A 23,287-nucleotide genomic window follows, 5' to 3' on the forward strand; every position below is an offset into this window, starting at 1 on the left:
TATTTCTCAGCTAAAAAACGCATAATTCGGCCTATTTTGTGTTAAATCGAATTAATTCCCAGCTTGACAAATTCTAAAAAATTTTATGCAACGCTACTGATAAAGACATGGACACTGTATGCTTCTTATGTAGTGAACCATCTGCTGCCAATTGTCACAGAGGAATACTCGCGGATTCTTTATATCAGCATTTAGATAATATATCTGAAGTAATTCATTTATAATTTGTTATTGAGGGAGGCGTTACGTGCGTGAGGGAGGATATTTTTATGAAGAAAAAAATTGCAACTGTATTAATGGTGACCATGTTTGCAACATCAGTTCCTGTATTTGCCGGAGAAGAGGGTAACAATCGCGGAACAGATGTTTCAGTATCAGCTCAGGTATATAACTTAAATGCCGGTATTACACTTAATGATATTAAATATACCAGTTCAGAAACTGACTGGCGCATTTATAATTCATTTATTGATCATTTGTTTAGTGGCTTTATTTTTAAAGATTTAACAAAAGATGAAATGAAGCGGTTTGTTGCCAGTAATTTTGTTTTTAAAGGAAAGACTTTAAAAGAACTAAAAGCCCACGAAAAAAAGGCAGAATGGCTTTTTAAGCAGCTTGAATTAATTATTAAAGAACGCTTTTATGACAGCAAAATGAAAGTGACCCCGGGTAGTATTGAAGCTAAAGAACTGGAAAAAGATGAAAGAAACCAAAAGAAACGCCTGCAATTGCTTAAGCAATATACCAGTAGTTACTTCAAGAGAGTAAAGAGTGACTTGATTAAAAAAGCCAAACAATCAAAGATAAAAGCTAAAGGAAAATGACCAATGCTAACAAGACAGCAAAGGGAAAAATATAGGGCTTTAAAAAGGGAGTCTCAGCCTTTCCGCTGAAACTCCCTTTCCTTATCTTCTCTGAAAAAGGTTAGAGGGGCCGATAGCAATTACATTGGTTTCAATTACATAGAAAAATTTTTGTATCGAGCTAATTAAAGCAGGAAAATCGAGACCACGTGTTGAATACGAATGTAACAAAACGGTTACAAATATAATATAATGACAGATAAAAGTAACAAAGGGGGATATTTATGTCTGACTTGACTTATGAATTAATCGGGCAACGTCTAAAAACTGCAAGGGAGCTTTCAGGTCTTACTCAGTCGCAGGTTGCCAATTATTTGGGCATTCGTCGAGAAAACATCTCTTATTATGAGAATGGTACACGACCAATAGACACTATTACCCTTAGCAAACTAGCTGATCTTTACGGTTATTCGCTATCATATTTTTTAAAATCGGAAAAGGAAGAAGATATATCATCCTTATCGGTAGCTTTTCGGACCGAGGAATTATCCAATGAAGATTTAAAAGTTCTGGCCTGGGCCAAAAGGTTTGCCAGAAATTTAAGTTCTATTAAACAATTACTGGAGGAATAATAATGAATCAATTAGAGTTAAAGGCACGAGATTGTGCGATTGAAGCAAGAAAAATGAATAATTTAAATACGATCGAACCTGTTGATACATTTAAAGTGTTAAAATTGTCAAATATTTCATGTATTAAAAAACCAATGAGCAAGATATCGGGTATATATCTGAAAACAGGGAAGGTGAAGGTTATAATTATTAATACGTCAAAAACCGTTGGACACCAGCACTTTACGGCTGCTCATGAGCTTTATCATTGCTATTTTGATGACGGCTTAGTAGAAATTGCTTGTTCTACCAGTCGCTTTGACAAAAAAGATGAAAGAGAGTTGCTGGCTGACCTATTTGCTGCGTATTTTTTAATGCCCGAGGATGGGATTTTACATCATATATACCAAAGAGCTCGTAATATTAAAGACATTGATATTAATGATGTAATATTTCTAGAACAGTTATATGGTGTTAGTCATAAGGCAATGTTAACGAGACTTGTGCAGCTTGGACTGATATCGGAAGATAAAAAAGAAGAATTATCACCCAATATTAGATATAATGCCAGGGTTTTGGGATATGACGACTATCTATATTTGCCTACAAACGAAGAAGCCATAATATCCGAATACGCTGAAAAAATTAAAATGGCCTTCGATAAAGGGATAATTACATTTTCACGATATGAAGAATTATTAGCAGAAATAGGACTTGATTTATATACAGAAGAGGAGGTCTTAGACTATGTTGACTAGACCTCCTCTTGTTCTTGATACGGATGTTATTTCCTGTTTTGCCTGGGTAAAAAGAATGGATATACTTGAGAAACTTTACTCAGGCAAAATGGTTGTGCCAGCAGAGGTAGTATATGAAATTAGTAATAGAAGGGTTCAACATCTTAAGGCAGAGTTAACCCGCTCAGTAGATAAAAAATACATCGAGGTTGTTAGTTTACAGCCATTGGGTGATGATGGACAAACTTTTGTCGCTTTAAGAGAAACTGGCAAATACGGTAGTGGTGAGGCCGCTGTTATGGCCTATGCAAAAGTTAATGGCGGGACGATTTGTAGTAATAACCTGAGAGATGTTCTCCGCTACTGTCAGAAATACAATCTTGCTTTGTTGAGCACCAGAGCAATAATGTATGATGCCATTTGTAAAAAGGTGATTTCAGAAACTGAGGCTCAAAATGTATGGACAGAGATGATTAATAAAAAGAGGCAGCTTCCCTGTAAAACTATTAAGGAAGTAATTGATTTTTATAAGTATGGACCGGGTGCAAAATTAGGTTTGCAAAAATACTAAAAGGGAGTCTCAGACCTGTACGCTGAAACTCCCTTTTCCCCTATCTCCCCCGAAACTCAGGTTTCCTCTTCTCGAAAAAGGCCCTTACTCCCTCTACATAATCCTCGCTCATACAGGACTGCATGATAGTCTGCCGCTCCAGTTCCAGGATGCGGGCCAGTTCCGGCAACAGCCCCTCATTGAGCAGGGCCTTGCTGCGGGCAAAGGCCAGTGTGGGTCCGGCGGCCAGCTGTTCCCCCAGTTTCATCGCGGTAGCCAGCAGCTCATCATCAGCTACCACCCGGTACACCAGCCCCAGAGCCAGGGCCTGTTCCGCGCTGACCACCGGGTCCAGTAACAGCAGTTCACTGACCCGGCCCAGGCCCAGCACGGCTCCGGCCAGGTAGGTGAAGGCTCCATCAGGAGTGAGGCCGGCGCTGGTATAGGCCTGCTTGAAGCGGGCAGATGCGGCAGCCAGGCGCAGGTCACAGGCCAGAGCCAGGGTGAAGCCGGCACCGCCTACGGCGCCATTGATGGCAGCGATGACCGGCTTGGGCAGCAGGCGCAGGTCCATAATGAAGCGGTTCAGGCTCTTGGTCACATCCCGGAAGAAAATACTCTGCTGGGGAGTGCCGATGGCACTGCTGGCCTTTTTTAAGTCTCCGCCCACGCTGAAGGCTTTGCCGGCACCGGTGATCACCACCGCCCGGATGGCGTCATTTTCCCGGCAGTGCTCGATGGCCTGGATCAGCTCCTCGCCCAGCTGGCCATCCAGAGCGTTGAATTCCTGGGGCCGGTTGAGGGTGATGAAAGCTACTGCCCCTTTTTGTTCCAGTTTCACTTTCTCCCAGTTCATTTCTCTCTTACCTCCCATTTTTTTCATTTCTACCTTAGACCGTCTGGCTGTAATTGTCAACCCGTGGTGGTCAGATCAAACAATTCCCTTAGCTCTGCTTCTGTCAATTTGGAGAGGAAAGTTTCACCGGGCTGGATGACGGAAGCGATCAGTTCCTTTTTGCGTTGTTGTAGAGCAAAAACCTTTTCTTCAATAGTGCCCTGGCTGATCAGCTTAATCACCTGAACGGCCTTGTTTTGACCGATACGATAGGCCCGGTCGGTGGCCTGTTCCTCGACAGCGGGATTCCACCAGGGGTCATAGTGAATAACCATATCGGCACCGGTAAGATTGAGACCGGTACCCCCGGCTTTCAGGGAAATCAGGAAGACTTTGCCCTGGCCCTGGTTAAAGGAGTGGGCCATGCTCAGGCGTTCTTCTGGCTTGACAGAACCATGAAGATAAAAATGCTCGATACCTTCTCCTAACAGGTACTGGTGCAATATGTCCAGCATCGAGGTAAACTGGGAAAAAACCAGCACCCGATGGCCGCTGGCCAGAGCATCAGTCAGGACTTCCTGGAAGAGCTGGAATTTGCCGCTGTCCCCCCGATAGTTGTTCAGGAAGAGGGCGGGATGGCAGCAAATCTGCCTGAGCCGGGTGAGGGCGGCCAGAATTTTCATCCGGCTTTTCTCAAAACCGGCGGCAGCCAGTTCCTGGGCTATTTCACCCCGGGCCTTTTTCAAATAGGCCAGATAGACTTTTTGTTGCTCGGCGGTGAGAGGAGCCTTGATTTCCGTCTCGATTTTTGCCGGCAGCTCCTTCAACACATCCTTTTTCACCCGGCGCAGGATGAAGGGTTTGACCAGACGGCTGAGTTCGGCCAGAACTTCGGGATTGCCCCGGGCAATGGGCAATTCATATTTGCGGCGAAATTCTTGATAATGGGGGAAATAGCCCGGGAGAATGAAATTGAAAATGGACCAGAGCTCGGCCAGGGAGTTTTCTATGGGTGTACCGGTTAAGGCAAAATAGCTTCTGGCATTGATTTGCAGGACCGATTTGGCATTAACGGTCTGAGCATTTTTGATGTGCTGGGCCTCGTCCAGAAAACAGTAAACAAATTGCTGCCGGGCATAAAGTTCAATATCCCGCCGGATCAAGCCATAGGAAGTGATGACAAGATCCCACTGGCTCAGGTTTTCCAGCAGGGCCTGCCGGTCTTTGGGGGACCCCGAGACCACCAGAACTTTCAGTTCAGGGGCGAACTTGCGAGCTTCGGCTTCCCAGTTATAGACCAGGGAGGTAGGAGCGATGACCAGGGATGGTCCTGGAGAAGTGTCCTGTTCTGAAAGCAAGAAAGCCAGGACCTGCAGGGTTTTCCCCAGCCCCATGTCATCGGCTAGGATGCCGCCCAGGCCGTGGGCGGCCAGGGTTTTCAGCCAGCGGAAACCGGTTTTCTGGTAGTCTCGCATCACCTTTTGCAAAGAAGCAGGCACTTCATAATCATTGTCCTGGGGCTCCAGGATGGACTGCACCAGCTGTTTAAAAGCCCGGTCGCGGCGAAGATTGGGCAGATTGTGCTGGCGCAGAAAACTGTCCAGATACATGGCCCGGTATTTGGGCAGCTGGATGGTGGCTTCCTGCAGGGCGCTGGGATCGAGATTCAGGTTTTCCAGCAGCCGGGCCAGTTGCTGGAGTTCCTGTTGCTGCAGGAGCAGGAAAGAGCCATCCTTGAGCCGGTGGTATTTTTTCTTTTCCTGCAGGGAAGCCAGGATCTCCCGCAATTCCTCTTCGGGCAGGTCGGGGAAAGTAAAACTGACTTCCAGCAGATTATCTTCCTCATTCAAACGCACCCGCCCGGAAAAATCCAGGGTCGGGCGTACCCGCAGTTTTTTAAATTCCTCGGAATAGAAGATTTCAGCCAGTTCCTGCAGCCGGGGCAGATAAGCAGTAATAAACTCCAGTACCTTTTCTTCCTCATCCAGGTAAATTTGACCCTGGTTGACGGTGAAATCGGCCAGTTCCAGCAGGGAGAGAATGGCATTTTCCTTTTCCTGGTCCCGCACCAGCAAAATATCTCTGGCCGGAATCTGGTTGCTGAAGGGATTGATAGTAATAGTACCATATTCAAACTCTACCCGGGCGCTGATTCCCTGTTCCCCGTAGCGGTCGAAATAGATGCGGGCTGCCAGGGGCTGGCGGATAAAACGGCTGGCCAGTTCTGGTGCGATCTCCAGCTTGCTTATTTTTTCCAGAGCGGGCAGGAGCTCGGTAGCGAACCGGTCTTTGTGTTCTGAAGCAAAAATCAATCGCTTTTCCTGATTTAACACCTGAGCCAGAGGTAAAAAGTATCTTCTTTGCTGATCGTCTTCGACCTGCCAGATTTCCTCCTGATAGAAGAAAAAGCTGCCATCCCGGGTCAGGGGGCGGGGGGGAATGTCGTTTTCCACCAGGGATAATACCAGTTCGTCATTTGCGGCAGCTAAATTAAAGCCAAGGGATAAACCCTGTTTAATCCGGGTTAGTTTGCTGTGATTGCCAGGTAAACATAAAACAAAAGATTTTTCCTTCAAACTGTGTAGCAGCTGGGCCAGATGGTAATCGCTCAGGGGCAAGGGACGTTGTTTGAAATGGGAAGTGGTCTCATATCGGTCAACAGCGGCATACTGTTCATACATTTCCTGCAAAAAGTCAATTACCGGCTGGTCACAGGCGGCAAAGGATTGTTTGGTCGGTTCAAATGTAAATTTCTGGCCAAATTCCAGCGGTTGTCCTGTTTGAAGAGAACTGACAAACTGATTCAGGTCCCTTATGACATAGAGGCGGGACAGACCGATTTTCAGGCCCAGGTAAGCAAAAATAACATGATCCATTGGTTGCAGGGTCAATTCCACTTCCAGATTTAGTTCCTGCTTAATGGGAGAAGTAGGGGTAACGGCTAAATGACTGAGCAGTTTAGCCCCCAGCTGACGGGCTCTCCGGTTTTGCATAGCCTGAGGGTCAAAGGCATAACCGGTTTGTAATGCCTTCAGTACCGCAACTACATGTTTGCAGATTCCTGGCAACTGGTCATGGGCGGGACAGGTGCAGTAATAATGCCAGGTACCTGAAGGGTAAAAGCGGAGACGAATATTGTAAAGATTGCGATTGCTGACTATGGCCCGAAATTCGTCCCTGTCATGGTCATATTCAATGTGCTTAACCAGACCGTCCGCAAAATATTCCAGGCCCCGTTCGTAGACTTTGGGGCTGGAGGCGGCTTGTTTGATTTGTTTTTCACTGATTTCTGGCACATTCATGGGTATTTTATCCTTCCTTAAATATTTTATATTTAAACCTTAGACTTTTTTATTCCGCCTGTCAACAGGCAGCAGGAATTTTCCACCTTCTGGCGAAAACAGAAAAATGAAATCAAGACAAAAAATGGGGGAGTAAAGATGGGGGAATTGCGCAATCTGTCTGCCTGTATTGAGGAGGTCAGGGAGGCGGCTCTCAAATATGAACCTGGCCCACCTGATCCCGCGGACTACCAGGAGCTGCGACAGCGGCTGGCTGCCTGTCGCGGCAAATTGCCGCCTCTGTACCGGCAGGCAGTATTTGATCCTTTTGACCGGGCCTTAGTGGAGCTGGGGCCAGGAGGTAAGAAACAGCTTCTTTTCTTTTAGCAATTATCCAAAATAGGTATTGACAACCAACATCACCTGATACACCAATATGGTGATGTTTTATGAAACTTTACACAGTGAGCGAATTCGCTGAAAAACTTGGGGTCAGCGTATCGACCTTGCGTGCATGGGACAAAGAAGGCAAATTGGTCGCCATGAGCACGCCTACCAATAAAAGAAGATACACGGAAGAAATGTTATACCGGGCGCTGGGAATAAAGAACCGCCAGGAACCAAAGAAAATTGTTTTATACGTCCGGGTATCGTCCTTCGGGCAAAAGCCTGATCTGGAAAACCAGTTGAATTATCTGAAGGAATTCGCCGCCGGCAAAGGGCTGGCTGTGGACGAAATACTTTCCGATGTCGGCTCTGCCCTCAATTATAAGCGCAAGAATTTTTTGAAGTTGTGCGGGATGGTCACCCGGGGAGAAGTCAAAACGGTCATCATCGCCCATAAAGACCGGCTGGTTCGGTTTGGATTCGACTTCTTCGAGGAATTGTTCGCCAAATTCGGCTGCGAAATCCTCGTGGCCAACAAATCCGAAGACATGTCCCCAGCCCAAGAGTTGGCCGAAGACCTGATCAGCATCGTCCAGCATTTCGCGGCACGGCTGTAAGGCCAGAGGACCTATAAAGCTCGCAAGTTGACCAAAACGGTGAGGGAGGTGTTAGCCAGTGCAGCAGACGGTCAAGCAGAAAAGTCTGCCGCTGAACAAAGATAAGTGGGCCAGGATAACTGAGACGGCAGAAGCATATGCCAGGCAGAAGAACTCCTTCCTGGTGGAGTACGGGCATGTGAAATACCTGCACTATCTGGGTAAAAAGCGGAAGCTGCGGGACGAGCTGGTTGCAGCCGGTTTCACCAGCCCTTTCGGGCTACAGGCCCGCCAGTGGAAGCTGGTTTTGGACGACGCCCTGTTCACCCTGGAGAGGCAGTGGGAGGCCGCCATCGTCGGGGTCAAAGAGCGGCTTTACCGTCATGAAGGCCTGTCTGACGAAGAAAAGCACTACGCCTTCTGGCTTTTATATAGAGATGAAAAGCGCGGCCGGGATTGGAAGAGGCTCCAGGCGATTTTCACTCATGAAGACGTGGTTAATCAAAAAATAAGTTTGGACTCAGAGGGCCGTGCCAAGGTGAGAAATTATCTGAAGCGCGCCTTTCGCCGCATCTTAGGCACAAGGCCCCGCGTCAAAAAAGCCCGCAGTTTCGTGGTAGACCAGCAAATGTACCGTGTATTTAACACGGGAAAGCGGCAGTATATTGCCGTAGCGACATTAACCCCCGGCGAAAGGGCGGTCATACCCTTGACTGGGATACACGCCATGCGAGGCAACCTGCGGGTAGTCCTCTTTCCGGACGAACAAGCGGTGGAAATCCATCTGAGCAGGGAACCGCATACTTACTCGCCTGGTGAGGGAGAGGCGGGCATCGACCTGGGCGTGACGGAAGTATTTACCGATGATACTGGCAGAAAATACCGGCCCGAATATGGTGAGGCTCTGCAAGAAATGTCCGACCATATTTTGGACAATAGCCGGAAACGCTGAAAACTCTGGGCCTTGCGCCGGAAATTATTGGAGCAGGACCCACCCAAAGCCCGGCGTATCTTAAAACACAACCTGGGCCTTATCAAGCAAACCAGGAGAAACAAAAGATATCGGGCTAGGTGCGAAAACGAAATCAACCGGGCGTTTAACGAACTCTACAAAAAACGCCGGCCGCAGATCATCGCTTATGAAGACCTCGCCCACCTGCGCGGCAAAGCCAAAAGCAAAGGCCTCTCCCGCAAGGTGAGCGGCTGGCAGCGAAACATCATCAAGGAGTGCCGGGAATACAAGAACTACGTCTACTCCGTCACCGACCCCGGACCGCAAAACGCGGCCTATTCCAGCCAGGAGTGCCCGCAGTGCGGTTGGGTTGACGCCAAGAATCGCAATGGAGACATTTTCAAATGCCGCCAATGCGGTTTTACTGCCGATGCTGACCAGGTAGCAGCTATGAACCTGAAAAAAAGGCTGCACGACGAAGAGATAACCCGTTACACCCCGTATAAAACAGTGAAAGAAATATTGCTCCAGCGTTATAATCAAAAGGCTAATTAACCTTTTAGTCTCCCGGGATGTTCCCGGGAAAGGGCAGGGATTGGCCCGGGTGGGAGAAAGCTCCGACGGAACGGGCGTTGGCTGACAGCGGCGCACGCGAAGCGGGCTTTGACGATGAGGTTTCCCCTCCGGGAAACTGAGCGCCGCCGGGTAGCTGGGGCTGAGATGTACGGCGAACGGCATTTCGGCCGGCCAAACCGTTCCTGCCCTTCAGGTGGGAGCCCGGTACTCAGGCAACCGTGCGCCGGGTGTCAACACCACCCCGCCGTTTGGAAGCGTTTTTGCAGCGTGACTGTTTCGGGCGGGACTCCAGAAGCCCGTGGTCCGCCTGCCCCGTCAGCCGGGCAGGTGGGGGTACCCGGCCTCTCGGAGAGCGTAAACTGCTTTTGCTGTCAACTTTATGATTATTTGATAGAAGTTGATAGTAAAATTGAAACAGGCATCTATGCTGCCCATGTGGTGGCACTAAAATATTTATGCCACTCCTTTCCTCTTGCATTTATCCTTGCTTTCAGGGTATAATAAACAAGTCAAAGCAGTCAATAAAGTTTGGTCGTGCTAGATGGGGAGGTAGCGGTGCCCTGTAACCCACAATCCGCTAGAGTGGGGTCGATGCCCGGCAGCGGGTCTGTTTCATGGGGTCCGGTCTCCGTAAGTGGTGTGGACGGTTGGGTCCTGCGCAACACAAGCTCTCGAACCGTGTCAGGTCCTGACGGAAGCAGCACTAAGGGATGTCTTGGGTGTGCCGCGGGAGTGCCTGGCCTGAGCTAACTGCGGGGATAACGCCTGGGAGGCAGGATTCAATGCCGGGTGCACGGCCATTAAATTTGCTCCAGCAGGTGGTTTTTTAACCGCCTTTTTTTTAAAGCCATGGGGGGATAGGTATGGCTTATCTGGCCTTATATCGGGAATGGCGGCCCAAAACCTTTGCGGAAACAGTAGGGCAGGAGCATGTCAGCCGGACTTTGCAAAATGCCCTGCGCACCGGTAGGATCGCCCATGCCTATCTGTTTTGTGGGCCGCGGGGAACCGGCAAAACTACCACAGCCAAATTGCTGGCCAAAGCATTGAACTGCCGCACGGGCCATGGTAGACCGGTGCCGGAACCCTGTAATGAATGCGAAAACTGTCAGCGTATCAACCAGGGCAACAGCATGGATGTCCTGGAAATCGATGCTGCTTCCAATCGCGGTATCGATGAAATTCGGGAACTGAGGGAAAAGGTCAAATTTGCCCCTACCGAGGGTTATTATAAAGTCTACATAATTGATGAAGTACACATGCTGACCAATGAAGCCTTCAATGCCCTGCTCAAGACCTTAGAAGAACCCCCGGGCCAGGTGGTTTTCATTCTGGCGACTACGGAACCCCATAAAATCCCTCTCACCATCCTTTCCCGTTGCCAGCGCTTTGATTTTAAACGCATACCATTAGAGGATATTATGGCGCGCTTGCGGGAGGTGGCGGCAGGAGAAGGGATTAAAGTAACAGAAGAAGCCCTGCTCCTCATCGCCCGGGCAGCGGAAGGGGGTATGCGGGACGCCCTCAGCTTGCTGGACCAGGCGCGGGCCATGGCGGGAGAACAGGTGGAAGGCGACCATATTCGCGCCATCCTGGGGGCGGTCAGCGGGGAAAAAATCGCCCGGCTGCTGGACCAGCTGATCCGCCGCGACCTGGCAGGAGCTTTGCAGCTGGTAGGGGAACTGGTGGAACAGGGCAAGGATTTGCGCCAGTTTGTCCGCGATTTACTGGAATATTTGCGGGATTTGCTGGTTATCCGGGTAGCCAGGGATGTGGATCAGGTTCTACGCACTTCCCCCCAGTACTGGGAACGATTGAAGGCCCAGGCCGAAGCTCTGTCACCGGCCCGGGTACAGCAAATGATTAATATTTTAACAGAAACCGAACAGGGCATGCGCTGGAGTCAGCAGCCCCGCCTGTTGCTGGAGCTGGCTCTGATCAAGGGGCTAAGTCAGGAAGGGTCTGAGGTGGAGAACAATCTGCAACAGCAGGTAGCTCAGCTGCAGGCTGAACTGGAACGACTGAAGGCAGCAGGACCGGTAACGGCTGGACCGGCCCCTCGGACAACACCGGTCGCCAGGCCGGTTACACGGGGCAAAAAAGTGGAACTGGCAGCCAGTGACCCTGTATTAATGAAACAGGTTCAGGAGGAATGGCCCCGGGTGCTGGAACTGTTGCGCAAGCGTATGCAGGTGCGTGCCTTCGTGGTGGAAGGGGAGCCACTGCACTGTGATGGCCAGACCTTGAGTCTGGTGTTCCCTGACGGAAAAAGCTTTCATCGCGATCGGCTACTGCAGGGTACGAATCTGGAGATACTGGAAGCCGCGGTGCAGAAAGTGCTGGGCCGGCCCCTCAGGGTGCAGGCTTTGCTGACCAGTGAGATTGCCGGTTCGTCCAACGCAGCTGTTGAAGAGGAGAATAAACCGGATCTGGCTCCTGAGGAGCTGGTCAAAACTGTCCAGGAAACCTTTGGGGCGGCGGTACCGGTGGAAATAAAGGATTAGGAGGCAGGAAAATGTTTGGTGGCAATATGAATCAAATGATGAAACAAGTGCAGAAAATGCAAAAGGAAATGGCCAAACTGCAGGAGGAAATCGCTCTGAAAACAGTGGAAGCCACTGCCGGCGGCGGTGCCGTGCGAGTAGTGGCCAATGGTAAGCAGGAGCTGCTGAGCCTGGAAATCAAGCCGGAAGCAGTGGATCCGGAAGATGTAGAAATGCTGCAGGATATGATTCTGGCTGCTGTCAATGAAGCCCTGCGCAAATCCCAGGAAATGGTGGCAGCGGAAATGGCCAAAATCACGGGAGGGTTGAAAATTCCCGGTCTTTTCTAATCTGATCGACAGAGGATGATTGGCATGTATAGTTATTCTGAGCCTATCGCCCGTTTGATTAATCGCTTTTCCCGCTTGCCGGGCATCGGGCCCAAAACTGCCCAGCGCCTGGCCTTTTATCTGTTAAATGCCCCTGCCGAAGTGAGCCGGGAGCTGGCGGAGGCTATTCTGGAGGCCCGGGAGCAAATCCGCTTCTGTCAGCGCTGCTGCAACCTCACTACGGCCGATCTCTGTGAAATCTGTCGGGATGACAGCCGGCAGGGGGATTTGCTCTGCGTAGTGGAGGAGCCCAGGGATGTGGCAGCTTTTGAGCGTTTGCGGGATTACCGGGGTTATTATCACGTTCTGCATGGAGCCATCAAGCCCATGGAGGACATTGGCCCGGAACAGCTGAAAATCAAGGAGCTGTTGCAGCGCCTGCAGACAGAGCCCATCACAGAGGTAATTCTGGCCACCAACCCCACCATCGAGGGGGAGACTACCGCCATGTATCTGGCCAAATTGCTTAAACCCCTGGGAGTTAAAGTAACCCGTTTGGCCCATGGTCTGCCGGCGGGGAGTGTACTGGAATATGCCGATGAAATGACCCTGGCCAGCGCCCTGGCGGGGCGGCGGGAAATTTAGGCAGTAATATCGGGACAGCCTGCCGCATATGCTGAAGGTAACGGGGGGTGACAAGCATGGTCCTCAGTTACCTGGTGGCAGCGGCAGTCCTGCTGTTGCTTTTATATGCGGTGGGGCTCTATCTGGCCCGGCCCCTGAAAATCCTCTGGTGGCTGGTAACGCGGCTGGCCCTGGGGGCGGCAACTCTGCTGCTGGTCAACTGGCTTACCGGCTGGCTGGGTTTCAGCTATCCCTTTAACTGGGCCAGTACGGCCCTGGTGGGATTTCTGGGCATACCGGGATTTGTGTTACTGACAGCTTTAAAAATTGCCATGTAAGCCCGATGGGAAAATTCCTGTCGGGTTTTTTCTTTTTTCTCTTGACGCAGAAGGGGATTATCAGTAAAATGATACTAACCAAAAATATAAGAAAACATATCGAAATACTCGGATATAAGGGGTGAGGGAGATGCTGGAAATCTGCCAGGTCACTAAATATTTTCAGCACCAGGTGCTGGCTCCGGTGGATTTGCAAGTGGAACAGGGGGAATTCATAGCTTTTCTGGGGCCCTCGGGTTGTGGTAAATCCACTTTGCTGAATATTATCGCTGGACTGGAACAGCCGACCTCGGGGGAAGTGCGTCTGGACGGGCAGGTATTGACTGCTCCTGGACCGGAAAGGGGCATGGTCTTTCAGGAGCCCGGCCTGTTTCCCTGGTTAAATGTCCTGGAAAATGTGGCCTTTCCCCTGCGGCGGCAGGGGCTGACCGAGGCGGTGGCGCGAGAACGGGCCCTGGAGCTGTTGAAACTGGTCCATCTGAGCCGCTATGCCCACTCCTGGCCCCATGAATTATCAGGCGGAATGAAACAGCGGGTGGCCATCGCCCGGGCTCTGGCTCTCAATCCGCGGATTCTCTTGATGGATGAACCTTTTGCTGCTCTGGATGAACAAACCCGCATGGCCATGCATGTGGAACTGCAGGATATCTGGCAGCAAACGGGCAAGACAATCATCTTTGTTACCCATAATATCCGGGAAGCGGTGCGTCTGGCCGATCGTATTCTGGTTTTTGCCACCCGGCCGGGACGGATTAAAGCCGAGTTCAAAGTCCAGGCTCCTCATCCGCGGCTGGAAGGGGATGGACTGTTGTTGCAGCTGGAAAACCAGATCCTGCGTGAACTGCGGGAAGAAATGGAAAAAGTGTTGAAGGAGGAACTGGGGGATGACTACCATCTTAAGAAGAGTGGTTTTCCTTGGCATCCTGATCGGGATCTGGGCAGTTATATATAATCTGGAAGTGTGGCCAGATTTTCTTTTTCCTTCGCCAGGACAGGTGGTAAAAGCTCTTTGGACTGGCTTTGCTGATGGCACATTAGTTAAAGCAGTTGGCGTTAGCTTGCTGCGATTGATAGTTGGATATTTTCTGGCAGTGATTATAGGGCTGGCTCTTGGTTTATTAATTTGCAGTCATAAATGGTGGGAGGATACCCTGGGGGGGTTAATTGTCGCTTTGCAGAGTGTTCCAAGTATTGTCTGGCTACCCCTGGCTTTGCTCTGGTTTAAAATGGGGGAAGGAGCCATTCTCTTTGTAGTTACTCTGGGCGGGGTCTGGACAATGACTATGGGTACGGTAGCTGGTATTAAAAACGTTCCTCCACTACTGGTTAGAGTAGGGAAAACCATGGGGTTAAAGGGATTACCTCTTTTCTGGCGGGTGAAATTGCCAGCCTCTGTTCCCCATTTAATTACAGCTATGCGGCTAGCCTGGGCCTTCTGCTGGCGGGCTCTGCTGGCCGGGGAGCTAATCGGCACCGGGACAGGATTGGGCCAGGTATTGATGTGGGCCAGAGACCTGGGGAACATGGCTCTGGTACTGGCAATTATGGTGATAATTGCCCTTTTGGGAATGTTAACGGATAGTCTCCTGTTCCGTCGTCTGGAACAACGAGTAATGATGCGCTGGGGGTTAAACCGAGCATAGTTTTCAGGAGGTGAGGGTTAATGAAAAAATGGGTTTTTCTTCTGGGAATAGTTACCTTTTTATTTGGACTGGTCGGTTGTGGCAATCAAGCAACGGAGGAACAGAAAACTTTGAAGATCGGCTATTTCCCTAATATAACTCACGCACCTGCCATGGTAGGGATTGAAAAAGGATTATTTCAAAAATATATAGGCCGGGATATTAAGATTGAAGAAAGATATTTTAACCATGGTCAGGAATTGCTGGATGCTCTGGCAGTAGGGGAAGTGGACCTGGGCTATGTAGGCCCGGGACCGGTGGAACAACGGAGCAAACAAGGATTAAAGATAAAGGTCCTGGCTGAAGTAACCCGGGGAGGATCGGCTCTGGTGGTGCGACAGGGAGTAGATATCAAGGACATTAAAGACCTGGCCGGTAAAAAAGTCGCTGTCCCGGGTATTGGAAATACCCAGGATCAAATTCTGCGTAAATTATTGAATGATGCAGGACTGAAGTCGACCTATGAAGGCGGGGACGTGGAAATTCGCGCTCAAAAACCTGCAACCATCAGCGGGTTGTTTGTACAAAAACAGCTGGATGCAGCTCTCCTGGCTGAACCCTGGCCCAGTATGCTGGAAGCAAAAGGGCTGGCAAAGGTGATATACCAGGATGAAGGTGTAAGTGCTGTTATGGTAACTACTCCCGAAAAATATCAAGCCAAACAAGCTTTGATAGATAATTTTGTTAAAGGACATCAAGAAGCTGTGAAGGCAATCAAAAATATGCCGCCGCAAGAAACTGTTCAGCTGGTGGGGCGAAAAATCAAGGAAATAACTGGCTCGGAATTGCCTCCTGATATTTTGCAAAAAGCACTTAAAAAGCTAAACTTCGAGGACTGATGGTCTAACCATTAGTCCTCTTCTCTTTTTTGCCCCATGTATACCATATACTTTCTTGACCTGGACCATTATTAAAGTTATACTTAAACTAATGGTTCAAATAACTCTGGGACCATCATGTTTATGGGGGGACGTGAAGTGTCCCGGCAGGAACCTAATAGTTTGCGGCTTTTTGCGCAAACTAAATTTGATACCCACAACGGGGAGGTGGGGCGTTGGCGCGCATTGTCGAAGCCTATATTGGTGAATATGCCAGTGGCAAATCGGAAAACGCCGTTAACCGGGCTCTGGAGCTGGCGGCTCTGGGACGGCAGGTGACACTGGTGGACCTTGATCTGGTAGAGCCCTTTTATACTTTACGCCCCATTAAACAGGAGCTAAAAGAGCAGCAAGTGGATGTAATCGCCTGGGATACTGCCGAAACTATGGGTCTGGGCGAGGCTGGCTCGGTGATAAAACCGGAAATGCGCTGGGCTCTCTGGCGGCCGGGAGATATTATCCTGGACATCGGTTATGGGGTGGAGGGGGCCAAAACCCTGAATCTGGTGGAAGGGGCCCGGGAAAGCGAGGAGCTGCAAGTACTGGCTGTGATCAATGCCAGTCGACCCATGACTGCTGCGGTAGCCGATATCGTTCAGCATGTCCGGGAAATGGGAACTGTTCATGGCTTGATCAATAATACCCATCTGGGGGATGAAACCACCCTGGAAGTGATCGTAGAAGGTTTACGGCTGGTGGCTGAGGCAGCTGAAATTCTGGGTATGCCCATTGTTGCTACTTCAGTAGACGAGAAATTTCGCTCTGCTTTTCCGGAAGGCAGAGACCCTCTGGGAAACCCCGTGCGTTTTTTGCGAAGACTGATGCCGAAAGCCATGTGGTAAGGGTATAAACCCGCCCGTGGAGAAGTATACAGGAGGTGTAGGTTACATGGCTGAAAAGCCCATTCAAGGGGAGAAGAAAGCATTTATGACCGGTAATGAGGTCATCGCCTGGGCGGCTGTAGCTGCCAAAGCTGACATCATGTATGGTTACCCCATTACTCCCCAGAACGAAATCATGCATTACTGGACTCGTCTTGCTCCCAAGTATGACAAGAAATTCCTCCAAACTGAAGACGAATTATCTGCCGGTTTTACTACCATTGGCGGCGTGCTGGCGGGGAAAAAAGCCTTTACAGCTACTGCAGGCCCTGGTAATGTGTTGATGCAGGAACCCATGGCCATGGCAGAAATGATGCGCATTCCCACTGTCCTGATTGTCCAGCAGCGGGGTGGCCCGTCTACAGCTACCGTTATCTACTCCCAGCAGGAAGTCACTCTGACTACATATGGTGGTAACGGAGAAGGCTTCCGGATTGTATATGCTCCTGCCACTCACCAGGAGCTGTTCGACTACACCATCAAGGCCTTCAATACTGCCTGGACCTATCGCTGGCCCACCTTTGTGCTGGGGGATGGCTACCAGGCCAAGATGCGGGAATCAGTAGTTCTCTATGATCCCGAAGAAAGAGGTATCAAGCTGGTTGAACCCTATCCGTTTGTAGGTAAGGAAGGTTCCATCGGAGTTGACCGGCAGCCCAATCATATGCGCAATACCTACAACACCGAAGAAGAATTGTATGAAATCGTCATGAGCTATGCTGAGGAGTACAACCGGGTAGCACCGGAAATCATCGAATACGATGCCCGCGATTGTGAAGATGCCGATCTGGTCATCGTCTCCGCTGGCGTAGTTTCCCGGGCCGCTCTGGGGGCTTACCAGGCTTTGCGCGCTGCCGGGTATAAAGTTGGATATTTCCGGCCCATCACCCTGCGGCCTTTCCCGGAACAGCAGCTGAAAGAAGTAGCGGCCAAAACCGGCAAGCTGCTGGTAGTGGAATCCGCTCTGGGGCAGCTGGATAAGCTGGTCAAACAGGCTATTTACGGTATTAATACCCCCATTGAAGGCTTATTCAAGCCAGGGGTAGGTATCACTGCTGAAGAAGTTGAAGAAAAAGTTAAATCCCTGCTGTAGGTTCGGGTAGATAACGGAAGGAGGTTAAGCCATGTCCGTGGAATTGTTGCGTATGCCTAAATGCTGGCGGAAAGAATCCAAACCCCACAAGTTTTGCCCCGGTTGCGGTCACGGTGATGTGTTAAAGGCTCTGGGGGAAGCTATTGATGAACTGGGGATTCAGGATAGAGTAGTTTTCGGTTGTGATATCGGTTGCTCCCTGCTGGCCTGGGACTTTTTTGATGTAGATAGTGTACAGACCCACCATGGCCGGACAACTCCGGTGATGACCGGGATCAAACGGGCCCGCCCCGACCGGATTGTAGTTGCTTATATGGGGGATGGTGGCGGTTATGCCATCGGTTCCCAGCACCTTTTCAATGCTGCTGCTCGCAACGAAAATGTAACTGTTATCCTGGTCAACAACACCAACTACGGTATGACCGGTGGTCAGATGGCTCCTACTACCCTGCCGGGCCAGAAAACTGAAACTTCTCCATACGGTCGCGATGTAGAAACTATGGGTTATCCCACCCAGGGGCCGGAAGCGGTAGCCGCCATTACCCAGGATGGAGCCTATGTGGCCAGGGGCACAGTAGCCAATATGCGGCAGCTGAAGGGCTTCATCAAGAAAGCTCTGCAAAACCAGATGGAAGGCAATGGTTTCTCCTTTGTGGAAGCTCTCTCTGGCTGTCCCACCAACTGGCGGACCAATGCCCGGGATACCTGGAACTTTATTGAAAAGGAAATGACCAAGTACTTCAAAGTAGGGGAAATCAAGACCCCGGCACAGAAGGAGGGCTAAGAATATGTCCAGCAAACTGGTGAAAATCGCTCTGGCCGGTGAAGGGGGCCAGGGGGTTCAATCCGTAGCGGAAATTATCGCTGAGGCCGCCAACCAGGCCGGGCGGGAAGCCCTCTATATTCCCAACTTCGGCGTGGAGCAACGGGGTGGCGTATCCATTGCCTTTTTGCAAATCGATGATGAAAAAATTGCTGCACCCAAATTCGTTAAAGGTGATATCGTAGTGGCTCTGAGCGACCGGGCAGTAGTTCGCACTCAGCAATATGTAGGGCCTAATACCCTGTTTGTTTATGATACATCTATCGAAGAGGTAGAAGAATACCTCCCTAAAAATGCTAAGAAAGTCATGGGCATTCCGGCTCTGGAAATTTCCAAAAACGAGTTGCACCCCCGGGTTTTCAATATCCTGATTATGGGTGCAGTTATCGGGGCAACCGGGGTGGTAACTTTAGAACAGGCTAAAAATGCTATTGAAAAGAAACTCGGTTACAAGTTTGAACAAAACCCCAAACTGAGAGACTTGAACTTCGCTGCCCTGGAGAAGGGCTATGCCCTGGCCCAGCAGGCTTAACCGAGGAGGGAAAAAACAGTGGACTACTTGAAGAAGGTTGAAATCCACGAAGGACAAAAAGGGCAGTGGGCCATTTTTCCGCGCCTTTGCAAAGGCTGTGGGTTGTGCATCGAAAAATGCCCGGTTTCCTGTATTTCCTGGTCCAAAACCCTGGGTGTATATGGGACTCCGGCCGTAGTGGCTGATATGGAAAAATGCATCCTCTGCGGCATCTGTCAGACCGTATGTCCTGATTGTGCCCTGTCAGTGGAAAAGAAAAAATAGGACGAAAAGCGAAAATCGCCCCCTGTGCAGGGGCGATTTTTATATTCTCCGGCAGGAGAGAAATATCAATAAAAATATTGACAAATTTATCAATCAAACATACAATATTTTCAGGAAGTCTATTATGAAAGGGGCTGATATTATGTTTGAAAAAATCACCGTAAGCAGGGTGTTAAATTCTCTAGTACCAATTTCCAGGTTTAATAAAGGGGAGGCTAATAAAATCTTTGAAGAGGTCAGGGAAACGGGATTTAAGATTGTGGTGAAAAATAACACTCCGGCATGCGTGCTTTTAAAGCCTGAGCTGTATGAACAAATGCTTGAAGCTATAGAGGAGTACCGTCTGCTGCTGGAAGCCGAAAGGCGTATGGAAAAAGCCAAAGAGGATGATTTTATCCCTCAGGAAAAAGTTTTATCTGATCTTGGTATAATTAGCACGGATTTAGAAAATGTAGATGTGGAGATAGAATAACTATGTGGCAGGTAGAATACTTGAAAGAAGCAATCAAGGACTTGATGCGCCTTGACCACAGCCAGCGCTTACAGGTGCTAAAAGCCATTAACAAAGCCATTAACAAGGTTGCAAGTAACCCCTTGCCGCAGAACGAAGGCGGATATGGTATACCGCTAGGGAACAAAAATAGCATAAAACTTGCCGGTTACTTCAAAATCAAGTTAAAAAGGCTTGGCCTTCGAGTGGTATATAAGCTGGTAAGAGAAAAAGAGGTTATGAAGATTATTATTATTTCTGCCAGGGCAGATGATGAGGTTTACTTACTGGCACAGAAAAGAATAGACAAATAAAGGGACAGTAGTATAGCTTACTACTGTCCCTTTCAATCTTCAACCTCGAACTTCGAACGTCCTTAATCATGGAGAACTTATAGGGCAGCTTACGACCATCCATACGAGGATGTCGTATTTACAGTTATATTATAAGCTGTTTTTCGATAAGCGTAAAGATGGCGAAAAAAGAAATAATATTCAGGCAGGAAGGAAAAACTGCAGCTGATGGCGAATTTAACAGGAAATAGATACAGAAAGGGGTAGGCGGCTTGAAAAAACTCTTCATACTGGATACCAATGTTTTGCTGCATGATCCGCAATCCCTGTTTCGCTTTCAGGAGCATGAGGTGGTTTTACCCCTGCTGGTGATTGAGGAGCTGGATGAACAGAAAAGACGCATGGATGAGGTGGGGCGCAATGCCCGGCGGGTTGCCAAAGCTCTGGATCAGCTGCGCCAATCCGGTAAATTGCATGAAGGCATTCCCACTCCTGGTGGAGGGTTCCTGCGGGTGGAACTGGCCATCGATTTGCCCAAAATCCCGGAAATCAAAAGCCACAAAGCGGATAACTCCATCCTGGCTCTGGCCAAAATGTATGCTGACAAATATCCGGAACGGGAAGTTACCCTGGTGACCAAGGATATTTACCTGCGCATCAAGGCTGATGCCCTGGGCATCAAGACCGAGGATTACAAAACCGACCGGGTCAATGTGGAAGAGATGTACTCCGGTACCACTACCCTTAAGGTAGCAGGAGACCAGATTGATCGGTTCTATCAGGAGGGACAGCTGGTTGATTTCACCGGCGGGGAGCTGGTTGCCAACCAGTTTGTTACCCTGTTCTGTGAAGAGACGGGACAGTCTGCTCTGGGACGGTTTGACCATAGCAAAAAGGCGATTGTGCCTCTGCGCTATGGCAACAAAGATGCTTTTGGCATCAAAGCCCGTAATAAGGAACAGCGTTTTGCCATGGAATTGCTGTTTGATCCTAACATCAAACTGGTGACTCTGGTAGGCCAGGCCGGAACCGGTAAGACCCTGCTGGCTGTTGCCGCCGGTCTGGAACAGGTGGTAGAAACAGAGGATTACAAAAAATTGCTGGTAACCCGGCCCATCGTGCCCCTGGGCAATGATATCGGTTTTCTGCCCGGGGAGAAGGATGAGAAACTGCGTCCCTGGATGAGTCCCATTTATGATAATATCGAATATATACTGAGTGGAGTCAAAGAAGGCAAAAAGGAAAAGGACAGCAAACCTACCAGTATTGAAACCACTTTGCGCTATTTCAAGGAAAGGGGCCAGCTGGAGCTGGAAGCCATAACCTATATTCGGGGCCGCAGCATCCCTCATCAGTTTGTTATTGTGGATGAGGCCCAGAACCTGACCCCTCATGAAGTTAAAACCATTTTGACAAGGGTGGGAGAAGGTACTAAAATAGTCTTAACCGGTGATCCATTCCAGGTGGATCATCCTTATCTGGATTCCAATAGCAATGGCCTCACTTTTGTGGCCGAAAAATTCAAGGACCAGCCTATCGCCGGCCATGTGGTCTTCACCAAAGGGGAAAGGTCAGAGCTGGCTGAGCTGGCGGCAACCATAATTTAACTTATGTTCCGAGTCAAAGGACCTACAGGCTGTTTGCCCAAGGCCTTTGGCCAGAGCCATGCTTGAGGCTCGAGGGTAAAGGGGGAAACCCTTTTGCCTCCCGGTGGAAAGGAACAGTCTGCTGTGGATGGAAGGAAAACAGTCGGCTGACACCGGGAAGCCGGCTGTTTTATTTTGATCACAGGAGGGAGAAAGATGGACAAGGTAGAAAAATTGCGGCAATTATTAAAAGAAGCTGCGCCTGAAGGCAGAATCACCTGTGCCCAGGCCTGGGCTCTGGCGGAAGAGCTGGGCGTAGAAAAGGGACTGGTGGGGAAAATATGCAATGAACTGGGAATTCGTATTAAGGCCTGTCAGCTGGGCTGTTTCTAGGAGGTTTATATGGCTGAGTTCGGGAAGGTAATCACTGTGCCAGAGGCACTGGCCAGATTGGAACAACATTTGCAGGACTTTCGCCCTCGCCCGGAACGGGTGCCCCTGCTGGCAGCCCGGGGCCGGGTGCTGGCAGAAAAGGTAGTCAGTCCGACGGCAGTGCCGGGGTTTTACCGTTCTACCGTGGATGGTTATGCGGTGCGGGGAGCGGATACCTTCGGGGCTACGGAGGATTTGCCGGTCTTTTTGCCCCTGGTGGGGGAGATCTTGATGGGACAGGCCCCTCCCGGGCCCCTGCCGCCCGGCAGTGCCATGGCCATCAGCACCGGTGGCATGTTACCTGAGGGGGCGGATGCCATTGTGATGCTGGAATATACGGAAATGGCACCGGGAATGGTGGCGGTACTGAAACCGGTAGCGCCGGGGGAAAATGTGGTGCGGCCGGGGGAGGATGTGACTCCTGGTCAGGAGGTATTGCCGGCGGGACGGCGCCTGCGGGCCCAGGATCTGGGGCTGCTGGCCGGGCTGGGCATCACCGAGGTTACGGTAGCGGTCAAACCCCGGGTAGCTCTGATTTCCACCGGAGACGAGATTGTGGCTCCTGAACAGGAACCGGGACCGGGCCAGGTGCGGGATATGAATTCCTATACCCTTTATGCCCTGGTGGACGAACTGGGGGGTGAACCCCGGCTGTATGGTGTTATCCGGGACCAGAAAGAGCAGTTGCTGGCGGTGGCCCGCCAGGCCCTGGAGGAAAATGATGTGCTGATCGTTTCCGGGGGCAGTTCGGTGGGAACCAGGGATGCTACCGGGGAAGTGCTGGCCTCCCTGGGGGAACCGGGGGTATTTGTGCACGGCATCTCGGTGCGGCCGGGCAAGCCCACTATTCTGGCCCGCTGTGGCCAGAAACTGGCGGTGGGTTTACCCGGACATCCGGTTTCGGCGATGGTGACTTTTGACCTGTTCCTGCGCCCCATTTTACGGGCTCTGCTGGGGCTACCCGCTCCTGCTCCCTACCGGGACCGGGAAGGCAGACTGACAGTCACTGCCCGGCTGGAGCGGAATGTCCTCTCCGGTCCGGCCCGGGAGGATCATGTGCGCTGTGCCCTGGAGTGGCGGGAGGGGGAATTGTGGGCAGTCCCCATTCTGGGCAAATCCAGCCTATTATCCACCATGGTCAAAGCCGATGGCATTTTGCGCATTCCTCTGGAACAGGATGGCATCAGTGCCGGGGAACTGGTCAGTATCGGCTTGTTTGAGGAGGGTTAAA

At 50.2% G+C, this 23,287-nt stretch carries 27 protein-coding genes, 1 other RNA gene and 1 riboswitch; of the genes, 26 read left to right on the forward strand and 2 right to left on the reverse strand.

The genetic code is table 11. The features are described 5' to 3' along the window. The first annotated feature begins 269 nt into the window (after positions 1-269). From JDF658_RS01905 to JDF658_RS01920, 4 genes are all read left to right on the forward strand, one after another. The gene (locus tag JDF658_RS01905) at positions 270-824 is read left to right on the forward strand and encodes a hypothetical protein (protein WP_079906308.1); all 555 of its coding nucleotides are present in this window, start codon (positions 270-272) and stop codon (positions 822-824) included. A 263-nt stretch (positions 825-1,087) separates the two neighbouring features. Continuing rightward, positions 1,088-1,435, forward strand: a complete 348-nt coding sequence (locus JDF658_RS01910; protein ID WP_079906309.1) for a helix-turn-helix domain-containing protein — start codon at positions 1,088-1,090, stop codon at positions 1,433-1,435. Positions 1,436-1,437: 2 nt separating this feature from the next. Then, on the forward strand, positions 1,438-2,172 hold the full coding sequence (locus JDF658_RS01915) for an ImmA/IrrE family metallo-endopeptidase (protein ID WP_079906310.1): 735 nt from the start codon (positions 1,438-1,440) through the stop codon (positions 2,170-2,172). After that, positions 2,162-2,722, forward strand: coding sequence for a hypothetical protein (locus JDF658_RS01920; protein WP_079906311.1), 561 nt, complete (start codon positions 2,162-2,164; stop codon positions 2,720-2,722). The genes JDF658_RS01915 and JDF658_RS01920 overlap by 11 nt, the downstream gene beginning before the upstream one ends. Positions 2,723-2,762: 40 nt before the next feature. Here the strand turns inward: JDF658_RS01920 and JDF658_RS01925 are convergent, their stop codons facing one another. Both JDF658_RS01925 and JDF658_RS01930 read right to left on the reverse strand, forming a co-directional pair. Next, a complete protein-coding gene (locus tag JDF658_RS01925) occupies positions 2,763-3,557 on the reverse strand; it encodes an enoyl-CoA hydratase/isomerase family protein (RefSeq protein WP_159446529.1) in 795 nt (264 codons plus the stop codon). A 56-nt stretch (positions 3,558-3,613) separates the two neighbouring features. Further along, positions 3,614-6,838 carry a DEAD/DEAH box helicase gene (locus tag JDF658_RS01930; RefSeq protein WP_079906313.1) on the reverse strand — a complete coding sequence of 1,075 codons (3,225 nt, stop codon included), beginning with the start codon at positions 6,836-6,838 and terminating at the stop codon, positions 3,614-3,616. 138 nt (positions 6,839-6,976) lie between these two features. Between JDF658_RS01930 and JDF658_RS01935 the strand changes: the two genes are divergently transcribed. The 22 genes from JDF658_RS01935 (at position 6,977) to glp (ending at position 23,286) form a co-directional block, all read left to right on the forward strand. Continuing rightward, complete coding sequence (locus JDF658_RS01935) at positions 6,977-7,204, forward strand: hypothetical protein (protein ID WP_078664707.1); 228 nt, start codon at positions 6,977-6,979, stop codon at positions 7,202-7,204. Between the two features lie 62 nt (positions 7,205-7,266). Continuing rightward, a complete protein-coding gene (locus JDF658_RS01940) occupies positions 7,267-7,821 on the forward strand; it encodes an IS607 family transposase (protein WP_242946590.1) in 555 nt (184 codons plus the stop codon). Between the two features lie 58 nt (positions 7,822-7,879). Continuing rightward, entirely contained in the window at positions 7,880-8,752 is an 873-nt protein-coding gene (locus JDF658_RS14755; protein ID WP_242946591.1) for a hypothetical protein, read from the forward strand. Between the two features lie 27 nt (positions 8,753-8,779). Beyond that, positions 8,780-9,307, forward strand: coding sequence for a transposase (locus tag JDF658_RS14760; protein WP_242946592.1), 528 nt, complete (start codon positions 8,780-8,782; stop codon positions 9,305-9,307). 553 nt (positions 9,308-9,860) lie between these two features. Beyond that, positions 9,861-10,125, forward strand: an RNA gene (gene ffs, locus JDF658_RS01955) — signal recognition particle sRNA large type. Positions 10,126-10,191: 66 nt separating this feature from the next. After that, positions 10,192-11,832 carry a DNA polymerase III subunit gamma/tau gene (dnaX, locus tag JDF658_RS01960; RefSeq protein WP_079906314.1) on the forward strand — a complete coding sequence of 547 codons (1,641 nt, stop codon included), beginning with the start codon at positions 10,192-10,194 and terminating at the stop codon, positions 11,830-11,832. Between the two features lie 11 nt (positions 11,833-11,843). After that, positions 11,844-12,161: a YbaB/EbfC family nucleoid-associated protein gene (locus tag JDF658_RS01965; RefSeq protein WP_078664702.1), complete on the forward strand. Its 318-nt coding sequence runs from the start codon at positions 11,844-11,846 to the stop codon at positions 12,159-12,161. A gap of 24 nt (positions 12,162-12,185) precedes the next feature. Next, positions 12,186-12,785: a recombination mediator RecR gene (gene recR, locus JDF658_RS01970; protein WP_078664701.1), complete on the forward strand. Its 600-nt coding sequence runs from the start codon at positions 12,186-12,188 to the stop codon at positions 12,783-12,785. Positions 12,786-12,841: 56 nt separating this feature from the next. Further along, complete coding sequence (locus JDF658_RS01975; RefSeq protein ID WP_079906315.1) at positions 12,842-13,102, forward strand: pro-sigmaK processing inhibitor BofA family protein; 261 nt, start codon at positions 12,842-12,844, stop codon at positions 13,100-13,102. A 130-nt stretch (positions 13,103-13,232) separates the two neighbouring features. Beyond that, on the forward strand, positions 13,233-14,054 hold the full coding sequence (locus tag JDF658_RS01980) for an ABC transporter ATP-binding protein (RefSeq protein ID WP_078664699.1): 822 nt from the start codon (positions 13,233-13,235) through the stop codon (positions 14,052-14,054). Beyond that, positions 13,987-14,745: an ABC transporter permease gene (locus tag JDF658_RS01985; RefSeq protein ID WP_079906316.1), complete on the forward strand. Its 759-nt coding sequence runs from the start codon at positions 13,987-13,989 to the stop codon at positions 14,743-14,745. Before JDF658_RS01980 ends, JDF658_RS01985 begins: the two co-directional genes overlap by 68 nt. 20 nt (positions 14,746-14,765) lie before the next feature. After that, positions 14,766-15,623: an ABC transporter substrate-binding protein gene (locus tag JDF658_RS01990; protein ID WP_079906317.1), complete on the forward strand. Its 858-nt coding sequence runs from the start codon at positions 14,766-14,768 to the stop codon at positions 15,621-15,623. Positions 15,624-15,838: 215 nt separating this feature from the next. After that, entirely contained in the window at positions 15,839-16,504 is a 666-nt protein-coding gene (locus JDF658_RS01995; RefSeq protein WP_078664696.1) for a hypothetical protein, read from the forward strand. 46 nt (positions 16,505-16,550) lie between these two features. Continuing rightward, entirely contained in the window at positions 16,551-17,636 is a 1,086-nt protein-coding gene (locus tag JDF658_RS02000) for a transketolase C-terminal domain-containing protein (RefSeq protein WP_079906318.1), read from the forward strand. 31 nt (positions 17,637-17,667) lie between these two features. Next, on the forward strand, positions 17,668-18,420 hold the full coding sequence (locus tag JDF658_RS02005; protein WP_078664694.1) for a thiamine pyrophosphate-dependent enzyme: 753 nt from the start codon (positions 17,668-17,670) through the stop codon (positions 18,418-18,420). A 4-nt stretch (positions 18,421-18,424) separates the two neighbouring features. After that, complete coding sequence (locus JDF658_RS02010) at positions 18,425-18,991, forward strand: 2-oxoacid:acceptor oxidoreductase family protein (RefSeq protein WP_078664693.1); 567 nt, start codon at positions 18,425-18,427, stop codon at positions 18,989-18,991. Positions 18,992-19,009: 18 nt separating this feature from the next. Beyond that, complete coding sequence (locus JDF658_RS02015; RefSeq protein WP_078664692.1) at positions 19,010-19,255, forward strand: ferredoxin family protein; 246 nt, start codon at positions 19,010-19,012, stop codon at positions 19,253-19,255. Positions 19,256-19,379: 124 nt separating this feature from the next. Next, positions 19,380-19,727 carry a type II toxin-antitoxin system Phd/YefM family antitoxin gene (locus JDF658_RS02020; protein ID WP_242946593.1) on the forward strand — a complete coding sequence of 116 codons (348 nt, stop codon included), beginning with the start codon at positions 19,380-19,382 and terminating at the stop codon, positions 19,725-19,727. A 2-nt stretch (positions 19,728-19,729) separates the two neighbouring features. Continuing rightward, positions 19,730-20,059: a type II toxin-antitoxin system RelE/ParE family toxin gene (locus JDF658_RS02025; RefSeq protein ID WP_079906319.1), complete on the forward strand. Its 330-nt coding sequence runs from the start codon at positions 19,730-19,732 to the stop codon at positions 20,057-20,059. 251 nt (positions 20,060-20,310) lie between these two features. Beyond that, on the forward strand, positions 20,311-21,645 hold the full coding sequence (locus JDF658_RS02030) for a PhoH family protein (RefSeq protein WP_079906320.1): 1,335 nt from the start codon (positions 20,311-20,313) through the stop codon (positions 21,643-21,645). After that, a riboswitch (molybdenum cofactor riboswitch) is annotated at positions 21,640-21,775 on the forward strand. It overlaps the preceding gene by 6 nt. Before the next feature lie 65 nt (positions 21,776-21,840). Further along, positions 21,841-22,017, forward strand: coding sequence for a hypothetical protein (locus JDF658_RS14565; protein WP_174182999.1), 177 nt, complete (start codon positions 21,841-21,843; stop codon positions 22,015-22,017). 9 nt (positions 22,018-22,026) lie between these two features. After that, positions 22,027-23,286 carry a gephyrin-like molybdotransferase Glp gene (glp, locus tag JDF658_RS02035; protein WP_079906321.1) on the forward strand — a complete coding sequence of 420 codons (1,260 nt, stop codon included), beginning with the start codon at positions 22,027-22,029 and terminating at the stop codon, positions 23,284-23,286. Position 23,287 lies beyond the last annotated feature (1 nt).

Source organism: Carboxydocella sp. JDF658, assembly GCF_002049395.1.
Lineage (GTDB): Bacteria > Bacillota.